The organism is Geotalea daltonii FRC-32 (genome assembly GCF_000022265.1).
Classification (GTDB): Bacteria; Desulfobacterota; Desulfuromonadia; order Geobacterales; family Geobacteraceae; genus Geotalea; species Geotalea daltonii.
Map to the genome: position 1 here is coordinate 3628349 of NC_011979.1, position 16087 is coordinate 3644435.

General features: G+C 56.5%; 9 protein-coding genes. All 9 read right to left on the bottom strand.

Annotation, left to right across the window (positions count from 1 at the left end; translation table 11 throughout):
* Nucleotides 1-26: 26 nt before the first annotated feature.
* The 9 genes from GEOB_RS16395 to GEOB_RS16435 all read right to left on the bottom strand — a co-directional run bounded on the left by GEOB_RS16395 (nt 27) and on the right by GEOB_RS16435 (nt 16087).
* Nucleotides 27-581: a YaeQ family protein gene (locus GEOB_RS16395; protein ID WP_012648372.1), complete on the bottom strand. Its 555-nt coding sequence runs from the start codon at nt 579-581 to the stop codon at nt 27-29.
* A 49-nt stretch (nt 582-630) separates the two neighbouring features.
* Nucleotides 631-1134 carry a tRNA-uridine aminocarboxypropyltransferase gene (locus tag GEOB_RS16400; RefSeq protein ID WP_012648373.1) on the bottom strand — a complete coding sequence of 168 codons (504 nt, stop codon included), beginning with the start codon at nt 1132-1134 and terminating at the stop codon, nt 631-633.
* Between the two features lie 44 nt (nt 1135-1178).
* Complete coding sequence (locus tag GEOB_RS16405) at nt 1179-2510, bottom strand: DEAD/DEAH box helicase (protein WP_012648374.1); 1332 nt, start codon at nt 2508-2510, stop codon at nt 1179-1181.
* A 73-nt stretch (nt 2511-2583) separates the two neighbouring features.
* Entirely contained in the window at nt 2584-2784 is a 201-nt protein-coding gene (locus GEOB_RS16410; protein ID WP_012648375.1) for a cold-shock protein, read from the bottom strand.
* A gap of 161 nt (nt 2785-2945) precedes the next feature.
* Nucleotides 2946-3236: a putative quinol monooxygenase gene (locus GEOB_RS16415; protein ID WP_012648376.1), complete on the bottom strand. Its 291-nt coding sequence runs from the start codon at nt 3234-3236 to the stop codon at nt 2946-2948.
* 67 nt (nt 3237-3303) lie between these two features.
* Nucleotides 3304-4515, bottom strand: a complete 1212-nt coding sequence (locus tag GEOB_RS16420) for an HD domain-containing protein (protein WP_012648377.1) — start codon at nt 4513-4515, stop codon at nt 3304-3306.
* Nucleotides 4516-4534: 19 nt separating this feature from the next.
* The gene (locus tag GEOB_RS16425; protein WP_012648378.1) at nt 4535-5692 is read right to left on the bottom strand and encodes a polysaccharide deacetylase family protein; all 1158 of its coding nucleotides are present in this window, start codon (nt 5690-5692) and stop codon (nt 4535-4537) included.
* A gap of 301 nt (nt 5693-5993) precedes the next feature.
* Nucleotides 5994-10250 carry an IgGFc-binding protein gene (locus tag GEOB_RS19485; protein ID WP_012648379.1) on the bottom strand — a complete coding sequence of 1419 codons (4257 nt, stop codon included), beginning with the start codon at nt 10248-10250 and terminating at the stop codon, nt 5994-5996.
* Nucleotides 10247-16087: a carboxypeptidase regulatory-like domain-containing protein gene (locus GEOB_RS16435; RefSeq protein WP_012648380.1), complete on the bottom strand. Its 5841-nt coding sequence runs from the start codon at nt 16085-16087 to the stop codon at nt 10247-10249. Before GEOB_RS16435 ends, GEOB_RS19485 begins: the two co-directional genes overlap by 4 nt.

Genomic DNA, 16087 nt, shown 5'->3' on the forward strand with positions numbered 1-16087 from the left:
ATGTGTCCGTTTGTCAAGCGTGCACTCTATGCTTCGCTCAATGGGAGACCGGCCAGCAGTTCCAGTGGAGCTTCCAGAGTCTTGCCGGAAGTAGTTACATAGATAGTGCCACTGGTGATGGTAACTTCCCAGGCGATTGACCGCTCCAGGCCGTCAGCCAGTCCCCTTACAAAATTGAAATCAATGCCGACGACCGAAAGGTTCGGCATGGCGCCAAGCCGGGCCAGGTGCTGGTCCTCCCAGCGGCTCCGGTTCTGGGCGCTCGCCACAAGCACTACCCTGCCCGCATGACGGGCCGCCTTGAGCAAGCGTTCCGGCTCCGGTGTTCCCACTTCGATCCAGAGCGTAACCCGGCCATCGCCCCCCTTGACCCACAGATCGGGCTCGGCTCCGGCGCCGACCCCTTTGGTAAAGGCCAGTTCGGGCACGTAGCAGATGGCATAGGCCAAAAGACGCAACACCAGGCGCTCTGCAGTCTCCGATGGGTGACGGGCAATGGTTGCCTGCAGCGTTTCATAGCTGCTACGATCAACATCGGCCAGTTGGATGTTTGCACGGTAGATGGTGGAAGGTAAGGCCATTATCCGATCGGCTCCTTGTGTTGCTCCGGGTTAAATGCAGTTTCAGGTGCTACTGCCCAACCGCCGCCCCGCGCATGGCACCCGGCGGCCTGATGAAAGAGAGAAAACGCTCCTGCAGCTGCTCGGCCTGCTCAATCCGCCCCGTGCTCCGCAGTATCTCGATGACGCATTCGGCCGTACACAGGCAGGCCTCTTTCTGGTTTTTTCGCAGGTTGTAGCGGGACATGCCGGCCGGCTTGAGGCTGACCCGGTGGGCCTTTCGCAGATAGGGGCTGCGCTGGTGAATCTTGCGGGCCTCGTGCCAGGTGCCGTCGATGAGGATAAAGTGGGTGATGTGCGACAGATTGCCGTTGATTTCTTCGCTTTCGTCAGCAGGTCCAGGATAGACAAGCGCCACCCCGCCGGACTCGATCTCTTCCACCAGCCCGGCAGGGGGATTCATGCGGTCCCAGCGCACCTGCTCGGCCGCATCCCCCATGATTTCCAGCACCAGACGGCCGGTATTGGAGCGCTTATCGAATTCCTTGAAATGGGTCAACAGGGTGATTTTCATTGGTGGGAAAATATCACGTAATGGGGAATTCAACAAGAGCTACGTCACTGGGCGCGCCGCGAGCGATGTACCCGTTGCCGTGAAGCACCAGGGCGAGCTTCCTTACCCGGATGGCCCGCTGCCACCTGTTTTGCAGGCTGGCCGCCTTTGGCAGGAGCCGCGCTTTTATTTGCGGCTGGCTTTGCCTTGGGCTGTTTGCGGACTTGGGGCGTTCTGGGGGGGCGTGCGAATTCAGCGTCGCGGTGCGGTGCCGGGACATTGTAATCGAAGCCCTCGACCGTGCGCCGTTCCAAAGGGGCGCCAAGGGCCTTCTCGATGGTGCGCACCATTGCCGTATCCTCGGCAGTTACCAGGGTAAAGGCGTCGCCGCTTCTTGATGCACGACCGGTACGGCCGATACGATGGATGTAGGTCTCCGCCTTATCGGTAATGTCGTAATTCACCACGTGGGATATCTGTGTCACGTCGATGCCCCGGGCTGCGATATCGGTTGCTACCAGGATCTGGAACGAGCCGTCACGAAAGCCATCCAATGCGGCCTGACGCCTGTTCTGGGAAAGATTTCCCTGGAGGGAAGCGGCCCGGTAACCGGCTTTTTCCAGCTGCTCGCCGACACGCTTGGCGCGGTGTTTTGTTTTGGTGAAGACCAGCACCGACTGCTTGTCGGTGTGGCGCAGCAGTTCCAGGAGCAGAGGGGTCTTGAGGTGTTGGGAAACCGGATAGATTGCATGATTCACCGTAACCGGCGGAGCGGTGGATCCCACCTGCACCGTAACCGGGTTGTGCAAAATTTCTCCGGCCAGGCGTTTGATATCCGGAGGCATGGTTGCCGAAAAGAGCAACGTCTGGCGCTTTTTCGGCAATTGTCCTAGGATGCGGCGGATGTCGGGAAGAAATCCCATGTCGAACATCTGGTCGGCCTCATCCAGGACCAGCACTTCCAGATGGGATAGATCGATGGTCCTTTGGCCCATGTGGTCCAGGAGGCGTCCCGGACAGGCAACGACGATTTCCACGCCATTTCTCAGCTTCTGTATCTGCGGATTGATGTTAACGCCGCCATAGACGGTGGCGCTCTTAAGGCGGGTCTGCTGTCCGAGCACCGTAATGGCCTCGTGAATCTGCTCGGCCAGCTCCCTGGTCGGTGCGATAATCAGGGCGCGCACCCTGCCCCTCGGTCCCTCCATCAGCCTTTGCAGGATTGGCAGAACGAACGCGGCTGTTTTTCCGGTGCCGGTCTGGGCCAGGCCCATGACATCCTTTCCATCCATAACAGGAGGAATTGCCTGGGTCTGAATCGGTGTCGGCGTCACATAGCCTGCTTCCTTCACTGCGGCCGAGATAAGTGGGTGAAAATTAAATAACTGAAAATTCATAAGATCCTTTTTTCAAAAAAAAAGCCGCGGATTTCTCCGAGGCTTTTTTTGCGTTGACGAAGTACTACTTGCTTCAAATTCTGGTTACATTCGCGGCCTGAAGCCCTTTCGGACCCTTGGTGACCTCAAACTGAACCCTATCCCCCTCAGCAAGGGATTTGAATCCTTCGCCGCTGATGGCGGAAAAGTGGCAAAATACATCTTCGCCGTTTTCCTGCTCGAGAAATCCAAAACCTTTGCTGTCATTAAACCATTTTACTGTTCCGTTTACCATTCGTTACTTTTCTCCGATTTCTTTACTGCTTGATATTATCCGGCATATTCCGGACCGAAGTCACCATAACAGCATTGTTTGTACGGAGTCAAGCTAATAAAAATAAATATTAAAATATTTTTCCAGAGGCGGCCTGGGTCTGCAACCGCAGTCGATGGGTTTTATTCTACGCCGGTCATGAGATTCACGGCTTTATCCGCCATCAGGGTTTCGGTAGCCTTCACATAAGCGGTGAAATGAGGCGATGCCATGTGCCGGTCCAGGGCATCCTTGTTCTGCCAGTTTTCGTAGAAAATAAAGATGGCCGGGTCATGGTTATCCTGGTGCAGCCGGTACTCGATGCATCCTTCCTCTTTCCGGGTGGGTGGGATCAGTTTGAACAGCTCCGCCTTCAATGCCTCGATGGATTCCTTTTTTGCCACTACCTTTGCCACGACGGTCAAGTGTGCCATGATACCTTCTCCTTTACTATGTTTACAGGTTACGGCGCAGCATAACAAAACAATGCTGCCAGGGCAATCATGGATATTTTTTCCCTTCCAGCATCCTGAGCATCTCCACACGCTTTTGCAAAATGAAGTCGGCACGCTTTTCTGCCGGAATGGCACAAAGCCGCTCTATCTCGATCCCCAGTTCCGCCGTAGTCATGGCGGCAACTTTCACCGCTGTTTCCCAGCCGAGGGGTATGGTGTTCTCCGGCTTGTCGGCCCCGGCGATCACCGGCAAGATCGAGGCAATACCCGCCTTGGCGGCCTGTTCCGCACTCCTGATCCTGGTAGAAGAGCGCAGCTCAGCCCATTTGTTCAGATGCATATGGAGCCGGCTTGTCCAGGAAAGAGCCTTCATGTAACTGGCAGGCAGACACAGACGCCTGCCCAGACGGTGTCCCATATGGAATCCTGCCTCTTCGTGGCCATGATGCCTGGGATACAGGTCAGGACCGGTGGCCAGCTTGCCGATATCGTGAAAAAAAGCACAGAAGCGGGCCAGCGGGTCGCCGGTCACCGCTGCGGTCCGTTGCAGCACCTGCAGGGAGTGGGTGAACAGGTCTCCCTCTGGATGATGCTCCAGGGGGCCGGCCGGGACTTTCGTCATGGAGAACAGCTCGGGCAGCCACTCCTTGCCCACCCGGCACGCCAGCATCCGCTGAAAGAATATCCCCGGCTCCTTGCCGCCGAGGGCCTTGAGCATTTCCCGGCTGAATCGTTCCACCGGGATATGGCCGAGCCTGGCAGTCCAGTCCCTACCCAGGATCAGCGCCTTGGACCCGGTTGTCATCTGCCAGCCGTCCGCCTCGAAACGGAAGGCCCTGAAGATCCTCAAGGGGTCGTCGGCAAAAGTATTGTCGGTACAGGCCTGCAAAAGGCCTTCCCGCAAGTGGCGGCTCCCGTCAAGGGGATCGTATAGCATACCGGAAAGATGCATGGCAATAGCGTTGATGGTGAAGTCACGGCGGCGCAGGTCCTCAATGAGGGACTCTTCCCTGAGCTGAATGATCTCGATCTTCCCCAGTTCAGGGTGGCACTGGAACCAGATGGGGACGGTCGTCTTGCCCGTGATCGGGTAAAACCCGCAGCTACGGAGCGTTTCATCGGGAAGCGCCGCCACCAGGTCGATATCTTCGCTCTCCTTGCCGAGTAGGAAGTCACGGACACTCCCCCCTACCACATAAATATGTTCATGGCAGTCGGTTGGGAAAAGCGCCTGCAGGGAGATCAGCAAATCCTTCATGGATTCTCCATACTCCTCACTACAACCGCACCTTCGGCCGCCTGTCGCTCTTCGTAGCCGCAACCAGCCCTGTCCCTTGCGGTTTCCTCACCCAGGCTACCTGCGATTCCCTGGAAAGCCCGGCAAAACGATACCCTTCCCGCTTGAGCCTCGGCACCAGTTCCTTCAGCGCCGCCAGGGTTTCCTGGTGCCCCGCTCCGTCGTGGAACAGTATGACGATATTTTCCCGATGCCGGTTCTTCAACTGGTTCAGCACGCTTCTGGCAATGAATGCATGATTACCCAGCCCTTCCGGCCTGGTATCGTTGCTGTCTACGTCCCAATCGATAATCTGTACCGACGGATCGCTGATTTGGGAGATTCGGCGCCGGATGGTGTTCGACCCGTACGGAATGCGGACCAGAAGTCCGTCTCCTCCAAGCTGGTCCAGGAGTGCCGCTGTTCTTGCAATTTCGCCGTTGAGGGCCGATGGGCTGGCGGATAACCTTCTGGCATCATGGGTAAAGGTATGGTTGGCGACCGTATGGCCATTGCCGATGGTATCTTTCACAAGCTGTTCGTGTCCCTTGATATTCCGCCCCACGGCAAAAAAGGTAGCGTTAATCCCTTCGGACTTGAGATATCGGGCGATGGTGAGGGTGAGCGGCGAGGGCCCGTCATCGAAGGTAAGATAAAGGGTCCGTTTGGCCCCCTTGCGATTGGCCTTTTCCGGCGAGCCGGCCGGCCTGGCAGCTGGCTCGGCCGGGCGAAGGGAAAGGATCTCTTCGTTTGCCAGGGCCGCCTGTTCTTTGGCTTGCAGAATTGCACGCTCCCGTGCCCGTTCCAGGGAAGCCCTGTTTGCTTCGCCCGCCCCATGGAGAAGCTGGGCAGTTTTTGCAATGACATTTTTATGCAGCATCCTCCCCTTGATGACGGTCAGCTGGTAAAACCGGTCGGCCTCTTCATCCTTTCCCTGCTGCAACAGGAGTTCGGCCTGGGAAAAGGCGATATGGACACTCTCGAATTCAGTGGGCAGGTGCTTATCGGCACTTTCCTGGCGGGCAGCGTGTAAGGCGTTAACGGCGTCGTCCCGCCAGGGAGACGGGGTTGTGGAGCATGCAGAAAGACACAGGGAGGCAATCAGCAGGAGGAACCAGTGCCTTCGGTTGAATGATGCTTTGAATATGCCTTCAGCCATTACGTCCCTTCCCTCATTCACAATACATTTAGATCAGGCGGCGATTTCACCCTTTATACATCACATGCAGCAGAATTCAATACGCAAAAAACAACAAGTATTCGTAGCATTGTAACGTCATAGCGTCAAGACGTTGCATGCATGGTATGTTATTGAGAAAGTCGGTAAGTCGATCTTGCTTTTAAATATGGAATCACAAAACCAGTAGTACCACAACGTTTAGCTTGACAACACAGCTAGTTACAAAGAAAGCCGGTTCTGGTATGAACCGGCTTTCCTGTAGATCCATTTCCATACGGTACTACTGCTTCTGATACCACCTGCCTGAAAAGCTTACCAGCAGCTTGTCCAGCTCCCTCCTTATAGGGGCGGTATCAACAGTATGAATATCCACCATTGCACCGATCGCTTTAAGCAACTCGTGAATTATTGCATCTAATTCGATAACGGTGTACGAGGCCTGTATCGTTACCTTACTCATTGCTGTTAGTGCTGTTGCAACATTTGCATTTTCTTCATTGGTAAGCGGATAAAGGTTGGCAAGCTGCATTCTTACTATATCAATTGACTCTGCCGTATCACTGGATATTGCCGGCGCAACCGCATAACGTCCAGTCTCATCCCAGATACCGTCAACGGAATAACTGATGCTGCTTTCAAGGGTATACTCCCCCTTCTCAACCGGCAACTGAGCGTAATAGAGCATGGTCTTCTTCTCGTCCGGCATCAGCATGAGATTGTAAACCCATGGGTTATCAGTAATCCATTGACCCGACGCCGGATCGAACAATCTCACACCGGCAGGGTACGACTCGCTGATCTTCAGGCTGAATTCGTCAGCCAGGCTTTTTACCGTGAGTTCAACCGGAACCATCTGCCCCGGTCCGTAAGAGACGGTTGAAGCCGGCTGATGGATATGGCGGAAAGCATTGGTCAGGAGCTGGGCAAAGGCATCATAGTTGCGACTGGTCATGCCCAGGTCGAAGCCAAGGAACACCACATTGCCCAAGCCATACTGTCGCACGATCACAGCCGGATACCTGGTCGGTTTGTTGTTGCTAACCTCGGTGATCCACCCGACAACCTCAGCAGGATTGACCGCTTCCACCTTGATCGACCGGCCATAGGACTGCAGGCTGCCGGCAGCGGAGATCGGACTTGACGCTAATTCCACAAGGTAATCGCTTCCCGAAGCTACTCCTATGGTCTTGATGCCAAACATCGCCTCGTTCAGATTGTTCCTGGTAAACGGCGAGGAGATCAGCCCTTTCCCGCGATTTACTTGCTCTCGCAATTCTTCAGAGAAGTGGTCCTCGGTGGGAAGCTGATCGCCAAGGATGAGGTAATCAGTATAGATTTGATTGCGGATTTCACGTTCGAAATCTTTCTTGTCGGTTACGATGGTATAAAGCACCCCGGCCTCGCGGAGCGCCCGCTCCACAGGTGGCCGCTCAGGACAGTTCTGGCCGCTTGTCCAGGGGTAGTCGAGCCATACAAGTACGTTGCCGATACCCGAAACAGCTTTCGTCACCTCAAGTTTAGGCTTAACGGGAACGACCACTTCGAAATTGGCGCGGGCCAGAGTCTTGGTTTGAGAGCTCCCTGAAAGGGTTGCTTTCAGGAAGGCTGCGTAGGTGCCGACGTTGAGCCCGGCAGTGGAAACGGTCAGGTTATCGGCACTGGTTGCCCCCATCGGCAGCGTAATGGACGCAGGCAGGGTTTGTTTCACCTCCATGGTGACAGCATCGGCAATGACTATGCTTAGTGCAAGATTGAACAGATCTTCATTACCAGTATTGGTCACCGTATAGGCGATTTTCTCCTCTAGCCCCTGATATACCGGACTTGGCTGGGCGGTTATGGTGCCGCTGACCCCTACCCCGGTTGCGGATGTACCCAGGATGTCGAATGCGGTGGAGGAAGTGGTGAGCAGGCCGGAGGCGTCACTCACCTCAAGCTGTGCCATATATTTCCCTTTGGCATGGGAGCCGCTGTTCCAGTCGCTCCTCAGGTCGGTGCTCTGCCCCTGCAGCAGCGTCTTGATCACTTTATCATCGGAAAAGACCTTGTTACCGGCGCTGTCGGTAACGGTTACGCGCGCAGTAAGATCTTGCAGTACGTAGTTAGGGCTCGTACTCCGAATGGTGGAAGTTATAACCACCGGTTGATAGGAGACATACGCGGCCTTGTCGCTGCTGATGTTAGATGTGGCGCTTCTCTCCGGAGTCACTTTAAAGGGGGCGAAGGATTCTCCTACCTGTTTGCCGTTGTCGAGAAGAAGCAGATGAGCCCTGTAGTCACCCGGGTAGCTGGTCCCGGTATTGTAGGTTACGGTAAAGCTTTGCGGGGTGCCGACGGCGAAGGGGACGGCCGGGCGGGTTTCCTGCCCCAGGACATTCCCCATTGCGTCCTCTATAAGGATTTTGACGTCGACTGAACGCTGGTACTGCCCCACGTTTTTCACGGTTGCACTGACCAGCGCATCTGCATTGGGACCATAAGACGGTTTGTCCGTCGCAATTGCAGTTTCGAAAGCTGATGTCAGCACCTGGGCCAAAAGGGAGCCTAACTCGGTGCGGACCGGCTGACCGTTCACGGCGTTGTACAGCAGTTCCACCTTATGGGTCACCAACCGTTGCTCGCCGGGGACAGGATTTTTCAGGATGACGTCGAAGGCGATATCGGTCGACAGATCGGCAGGAAAGCTGTCATATCGCCATTCGATCACCGTGGTGTCTTCGAGGTTCGTCACGCTGTAGGGGGCTTTGGTGAACGAGTTGGTATCAACCTGGATATCCTTGGTCGAAACGGTATCGATAATCCGGACAGCGGTCAAGGTCGGTACCAGCGACAAGGTGATGGGTGAGAGCACTTCATTGCCGACGCCGTCCGTTACCCGGAGCAAGCCGCTTCCCGGCAGAGCCGAATCTATCAAGGTCACACTGAAGCCAACCGACAGTGCACCCGGCACAAAGGCAAGAGTGGTCAATTTGAGGTTGTTCGCCCCCGGCTCCAGCTCAATTTTGAAGACACCGGTATCACGGTCCAGGTATCCGTTGCCGTTAAGATCTTCTCCGGCATCCAGCTTGCCGTTACCATTCACGTCTTCACTGCGACGATCGACCACGCCGTTGCCGTTCAGGTCCTCTCCCGCATCGAGCACACCGTTGGCATTGATATCCTCGCTATCGGTAGCGGTCCCCCAGATAGTGTCGTTTATCTGGTTCAGTCTGACATTTGGCGCGTAGGTATCCCCCATGGGATTGATGAACTCGTAGGCCATCCCTCCGGGATACCCATAGGAATCGTAACTGCCGAAACCGTAGACATAGATGCCGAAGGGGACACTCCCTGTGATGGTATGAGACCCGAGGCTGATGGGAACCTGCCCGCCGCTGAATCCGCTGGAGCCGACCGGGGAAAACAGCGCGGCATTGACCGGTGTGCCGTCAAGCAGCAGAGACGACACCGACGAGGTCGGGACCACGACATTGACATAATTCCTGCTGAACCCGCCGGACGGAGTGCTGAAGGTGTACTGGTTCAAGAACTGCTCAGTCGGTGGAATGAGCATCATGAAAGGGTCCGAGACCACACCATCGAAATCCTGTCCCGCAGAGTATTGGGACACCAGTACCGGCGCACTGGCCTCGATTTGGGAGCGAGCAGTCAAGATTTTCTCGAAAAATCTCCCGCGGTTGATCGTCGCAGCCAAGGCGCCATTGATGTACACCTTGGTGTCATCTTGGGAAGCAAGGATCCTGTAGGGATCACCCTTCAAACGCGTCGCCAGGGGAACCGTCAGGAACGATTTTCCCCAGGTGGCGACCGGAGGCATCATTTCCACAATGTGGTCACAGGCCCAATAACCCACCGGAACGTTGACGCATTGCACACCGCTCATGACCGACACCGGTGCCGTCGCGGTCACAATGGTTCCGGTCAGGTCTGCGGTGCCGGAGCCGCGAACCTCATAGGTGTCGCCGCGATTGAGCCGGATGGTGTACGGGACCCCTGCCGCCCTGCCGTCGGCCGCATTCGAGGGAGTGATGGTGACTTCGGTATTATCATACGCCCCAACAACCGCAACCTGAGACGGCTCATACTGTATGTTTAAGCCGTTATAGCTCATGGCTATATACTCCAGCCCCAGAATGTCGGTCGGAAGAGCCAGGAAGGCATCGGTTGAAGCAGTCCTTTGATTGAGGGCGTATATGGTCACTTCCTTTTGCGCCGTCACGTGGATACCCAGCCTAGCAACCACGTTGCTTCCCAACCGTTGCGCTGATTCTGGAATGCTGATGGTGGTAACCTGGTTTGCCACAACGGTGAAGGTGGTACTGAAATTTATGCCCGCTATTTCAACGACACCCTGAGTATCCTCCTTGCCGGTTATGAACAGAGCAAGGTTGGAGGTATTGGTGTAGTTTTCCTGAAAGGCGAAATAGAAGTCTTTGCCTGAGCTGTCGGAAGCCGCCCGTGATGCCACCGGCATCGTCAACAGCAGGGCAAAAAACGCGCTGAAAAGAAATTTCAATGTATGTTGAGTGGCTCTCATTTCAGCACCTCCCCCTTCAGATGGATGTTTATACGCAGACGCTTGTCGCCGTCAGGGGTCACCTTTGCAGGCGTCAACTGCTGTGTCGGTTCAATGTGGGTGCCCGGTGCCACCGTAACGGCTTCTCCGGTAAAAACCGCAGGCATCGGTCCGCTTTGCAGCGTCACCTGTACGGGATGCACACCGCTCTGCGTGAAGGTAAAGGGGAAGGTTTCCAGCTGCAGGGATTTACTCCCTTCGCCGGGCAGTACCGAAATGGTTCCGGTGCCGCTGTGCAGCACGCCTCCGCTTGGGCTCAGCCACTGGTAGGCGACTGCCAGCTCGATGGGGACGTTCGAGCGGTTCACCAAGCTTGCCAGTAATGCTATCTGCTCGGTTGCGTTAAAGTTTGCAAAACGCGGCAGCGGCGTCAGGGTCAGGCTTGCCACCGCCTGGGTCGGAGCCACCGTGAAGAGAGTCGCGCCTTTGGCGGCAACCACCGTCCCGAAGCTTATGCCCGTTTCCCCTTCGGTGACTTTCAGCACCGCCCGATAAATGCCCGGTTGTCGGTTGCCGGTCTCCCATGGGATAGTGATCACCTTCGGAACCCCCGGTTCGAACCATATCAGGGAATTCTGCACCCCGTTGTCATCGGCGGCCGTTGCCAGCAAATTATCCGTTACCTGCCCGTCGGCATCGAGTATGGTCACGCTCACGGTGCCAGCGATTGCCAGGGTGCCCATGTTAAGAACTTCCGCCTGTATGGAGACCGCTGAGTACGCGGGATAGCTCTGACTATCCGTTTTGAGCGAAGCTATGGACAAGGAGCTCGCCTGGCTGGGGTTCAGGGGGAAGTTCACCCGGTAGAATCCGTTGGCTGCCGAGGAGACGCTTTGCAACAGGGAGTCGTACCCGGTGACGCCGGCTCTCAATGAGAAGTCCAGCAGCGTAATACCGGAGATGCTGTAGGCGCCGTTACTGTCGGTTCTGGCAGAGAGGCTGGTACCCGCCACCGTCACCTCGGCGCCTTCAATCGGGTTGCCGGTCAAAAGGTCGCTGACCACACCGGCTACAGCCGAACTCTCCAGCAGGGGGGTAAGGTAGACGGTCTGGATGTTGGTAGTTATCCCTTCCACTACGATGACAGTGTAATTCAGGCTGACATGATCAGCTGCGGAAATGGTCACATAGCGTGCGCCGGGGACAACACGGCTGGCATGAAAGACCCCATCCGCATCGGTATTCACCGAGATTTCCCCAACCACAGTGATGGTCGCACCGGGGATGGGAAGATTGGTCATGGCATCTACCACAACACCGGTGAATTCCCCTGTGCTGCCTGCAGGGGGCAATTCCTTCAAGGCCCCATTGCTGACCAGCATCCCTCCTGCCTGCACCGTGCCGGTCCCCGTCTGCGGGTAATATCCCGCTTTGGTAATGGCAATGAACACAGGACCAGGTGTTGCCTGGGAAAAGGCATAGGAGCCGTCTGCCTGAGTGACGGTGCTCCCGCTAAAGGAGCCGCTGACTGTGACTGTTGCCCCCGAAAGCGGCAGATTGGTAGACCCGTCGGTGACGACACCCTTGATGAATCCGGTGGTAGCGCTGGAGGCAAGTGGCAGGCTGCCGAGATCGAGGATCACGCCGGCGATCATGTCGAGGGTCACGCGGCTCGTCATGTACCCGGAGAGGCTGAAATCAACGGTATGGCTACCGGGAGTAACGTCCGGTAGCGAGAAGCCGCCTGCGCTGTCGGTGTTCACCACGACCGGGGGATCACCGGCCAAGGTCACGGTGACGCCGCTCAAGGGATGACTATCGACCGCATCCACCACTCGTCCAATGAGAGTGCCGGTAGTTGGCTGGGCTGGTATCGCCTGCAGTTGAGTGTTCAGAGACAGAATCCATCCTGCCATGAGAGTTACCGTACCTGTCGTGGGATAGTAGCCGTTCTTGACTACACTCAGGGTCCGGTCTCCTGTAATAAGTTCCGGAAAGAGGAAGCTGCCATCGGTTCCTGAAATGCCTGTCAGGCCGGCTCCGTCGACCGTGATGGTCGCCCCTTCAATCGCCTTGCCGGTTGCCGCATCGGACACCGTCACTTTCAGCACGCCGGTGGTCGGGTTGGAAGAGAGAGGGAGCGTGCCGAGATCCAGGGAAAAACCGGCTGTGCTGGTGATCTTTGCGACAGCCGCCGAATATCCCGGCAGGGAAAAATCCACAGCCTGGTCACCGACCGGGATATTGCTCAACAGGAAACTGCCGGTGGCATCTGTTACGGTACGGACAGCCGAATCATTTTGCAGGGTCAGCACGACCCCACTTAACGCTTCCTTCGTGGTGGCGTCCACCACCCTGCCGGTTATGGTACCTGTGTCCGGCTGAGGCGGTATCAGGACCAGCTGCGGAGTGAACAGCAGCAAGCCACCTGCGGAAATCGATCCACTCCCTGTAGCCTGGAAATATCCGGCTTTAGATGCAGTAACAGTCACGCTTCCGGGAGTGACCTCCGGAAAGAGGTAAGTCCCGTCAGCACCGGTTATGGCTGTGCCATTGAAGGAGCCGGTAACGGCAACGGTCACTCCTGCCAGCGCTTGCCCATCGGCGGCATTGGTGATGGTGCCTTTTATAACGGCCGACGTCGGATTCAGAGAGAGCGGCAGATCCCCGAGATTGAGCAGAGCTCCGGCTGCCACCTCTACGGCTGCGGTCCCTGAAGCATACCCGGTTAAGGTCACCTCCAGCTGCTGACTCCCAGCCGGTATGGCCGTGAGAGTAAAACTACCTGAAGCGTCGGTGGTCGCTTTGATCGAGCCATTGCTGCCAAGAGTCACAACAGCGCCAGTCAGCGGCAGTTTGCTTGCTGCATCAACCACTTTTCCGGTCACGGTCCCGGTAGTCGGTTGCGGTGGAATCGCGGTCAAGCGGGCGTTCAGGTATAACACGCCGCCAACAGGCACAACCCCGGTCATGGATGCAGGATAAAAGCCACTCTTCGCCCCGGTTACGGTCAGCGCACCAGGTGAAACACCCGACACCGCAAAGCTGCCATCGGCTCCCGTAACCGTAGTGCCGCTGAAAACGCCGGTCATGGTTACTACTACCCCTGGTAGCGGCTGGTCGGTGGAGCCGTCGACCAGTACCCCTTTAACCGTGCTGGCGGTCGGGGTTAGCGAAAGAGTCACCACTCCCAGATTTACGGTAGATCCCCCCACAACGCCCACCGCCGCACTGGTGGGGGCATAACCCGAGAGGGTAAAATTGAGCTTCTGGCCACCTTGCGGTATGCCCGACAAGGTAAACGTGCCGGTAGGATCGGTGGTCGCAGTGATCCCCGGATCGGCTTGCAGTGCCACAAAGGCACCCGACAGGGGCTGTTTCGTTGCTGCATCGAATACCTTACCAGTCACTGAACCGACCAATGGCACGGAAACCGGCGTCTTCATCTGCGGATTGAAAAAGAGAACCTGTCCGGCCACCACGGTCCCGGTAGTGGCAACCTGCTCATATCCCGTCTTGGAGGCTGAAATGGTGACGCTTCCCGGGGAAACATTCCCGATCACGAATGCGCCATCGGTACCGGTCACTGCATTCCCCTGGTAGGCGCCGGTAACAGTCACGCTCACCCCCGATAGGGGAAGACCTGTTGCCGCGGCCGTCAAAGTTCCTTTGATAATGCCGGTTACAGGGTTTGGCGCCAGCTCCAGGGGGCCAAGGTCCGAAATGGCTCCCGCCGTAACCGTCATCGTGCGGGTCAATTGCCCATAATCGTTCAGCGAGACGACAATAGACTGGGAACCCTGTGGGACATCGGCAAGAGTGAAAGAGCCATTAGAGGTCGACATTGCAGTAATGGCGGGATCGCTTGCCAACGTAACGCTCACGCCGGCAAGAGCCTGATGGGTAGTGGCATCGGTGACCGTTCCTGTGATGGTGCCTTTGGTCGTAGGGGGCGTTGGCGGCGGTCTCCTGGCGAAGTTGTATAATGCCTCCACCGCCAGTGCAGTCGTGTAAGGGTCCTGCAGCCATGATCCATCCTCCAACTGTGTCGAGGACAGGTAGCTGGCCGCCAAGCCCAGAATCGTCATATCCGTGATATCTCCGGACAACGCGCCATAAGCGAGAGCCGTTTCATATACTGTTGAAGGGGAACTACCGAAACCTCCATCCACGTTCTGATGGCTCAACAGGAATGTGGTCGCCTTCCTGATAACTGTCGCCAGGAGGCTGTTGGACGGCAGTCTTTGCAGCGTGGCCGAGACCTGGGCCGTTACCAGGACGGCACTGGCCGCGTCGGCATGGAAGCCCCACCCGCCGTCAGGATTCTGCCTGGCAATAAGGAACGTTTTGCCGTTTTCAACGGCGATCCCAGTCGTATGCGCAGCCACGAGAGCCTTCAATGCCAGGGCGGTATCGACCGGATTACTGGAATAGTTTCTGTCGCTTCCCCAACCACCATCCCCATTCTGTCGAGCAAGCAGTTCGGCAAGTAGTGTTGCGGGAATCTGTCCGGCATCCGCCAGCGCCGCAATTCTGGTGGCGAGATAATCAGTGTTACCGTTGCCATTGGCAGTCAGCCACTGCAAACCACGGGCTGCCGCCGATGTGCCGGTGGCGAAATTCCTCAGTACGGTCACGGCTTCCGAGGTCTCCCTTTCCGTAAGCCGGAGATCGGTGGCCCAACTGCCGTCCTCCTTCTGTGCAGCCACTAACCAGGCAGCACCTTCATCGACATTTGCCGCTGCCGTGCGTTTGGTACCTTGTTCCGGGAAAAGCCCCGGATTGTCAGCCACCTCTTCAATCGGCGCCGGCGTTGCCGACAAAAGCGCAGCAGCATCGGTCAAGATTGAATATCTGGTTGCCACCCCCCGCAACAGGTTCTCCAGCGCATTGGTCTCATCACCCGTGAAACTCCCAGGGGTGGTAATAAAAATCACCGCCATGTTGAACTTCTTTTGCGACTGCGAAGCGGACGGTATCCGCTCACCCTCTACGGCAATGATATCGTCTATGGTGACATAACGGGGGATGCCGCTGATGGTGGTCCCGGGCTTTGGAACCTGGTTGGCATCGATCGCAGGATTTTCGATCAACGTAATGGGGGGAACGCGCGACTTGTCGTAAATACCCATCAGGTAGAGATCGAGCGGGCTGAAGTATTTGCCCCCTTCTTGAGCGGTAAATGTCCCGTCTCCGTTATCATGCCAGGTGTTGCCGTAGAGGACAGACCTTTGGGAATCTAGGAGAAAGCTCCAGTGGCTGCCGTCCTTACCGAGAAGGGCGCTACTGGTAGTGCCGTCGGCAGCCTTGAATTTTACCCGCGCCCCCCACCGATGCATCATTTCGTGGTTCATGATATAGAAGGTGTTCTCGAAATCGGGGCTGTAAGGGTCGGTAGCGATGTAAGCCAGGTTTCCCATGTCGATCGTCCCCTGGAGCCTGCCACCGCTGCCGAATAAGCTCGTATTGTCGAACAGTTCCTCGCCGATGCCGCGGGTATCGTTCTTCACCCCCATGTAAAAGGCCCGCGCCTCTGTCTCCGGCATCTTGAAGTCGAAGTTGCTGACAATCACCAGGAAGTCGTACTCATCCTTGTGGGTCTTGTAAAACTCCCTGGCAATTACCGCCCTGGCGTCCGAATTGACTGTGCCATCGGTGTTTTTGGCGTCATAATTCCCGGTCACCTCCATGGCGGTCACGTTGCCGAAATCACCCAGCCATACGGCATTGAAATCGTTTGCAAAGGTGTTGTCAGGGGGAATGAGCAAAGCGATCGCCGACAGCAAAAAGAGCATCAGGCCCTTCATTGCGAAGGCAAACCGACGGTGCGACAGTATCAATGAGCGTTGCGGGTCCAT

Bases quoted from the DNA above. Each gene is read 5' to 3' on its own strand.
- GEOB_RS16395 (WP_012648372.1), bottom strand. From the start codon at position 581: ATGGCCTTACCTTCCACCATCTACCGTGCAAACATCCAACTGGCCGAT.
- GEOB_RS16400 (WP_012648373.1), bottom strand. From the start codon at position 1,134: ATGAAAATCACCCTGTTGACCCATTTCAAGGAATTCGATAAGCGCTCC.
- GEOB_RS16405 (WP_012648374.1), bottom strand. From the start codon at position 2,510: ATGAATTTTCAGTTATTTAATTTTCACCCACTTATCTCGGCCGCAGTG.
- GEOB_RS16410 (WP_012648375.1), bottom strand. From the start codon at position 2,784: ATGGTAAACGGAACAGTAAAATGGTTTAATGACAGCAAAGGTTTTGGA.
- GEOB_RS16415 (WP_012648376.1), bottom strand. From the start codon at position 3,236: ATGGCACACTTGACCGTCGTGGCAAAGGTAGTGGCAAAAAAGGAATCC.
- GEOB_RS16420 (WP_012648377.1), bottom strand. From the start codon at position 4,515: ATGAAGGATTTGCTGATCTCCCTGCAGGCGCTTTTCCCAACCGACTGC.
- GEOB_RS16425 (WP_012648378.1), bottom strand. From the start codon at position 5,692: ATGGCTGAAGGCATATTCAAAGCATCATTCAACCGAAGGCACTGGTTC.
- GEOB_RS19485 (WP_012648379.1), bottom strand. From the start codon at position 10,250: ATGAGAGCCACTCAACATACATTGAAATTTCTTTTCAGCGCGTTTTTT.
- GEOB_RS16435 (WP_012648380.1), bottom strand. From the start codon at position 16,087: ATGGACCCGCAACGCTCATTGATACTGTCGCACCGTCGGTTTGCCTTC.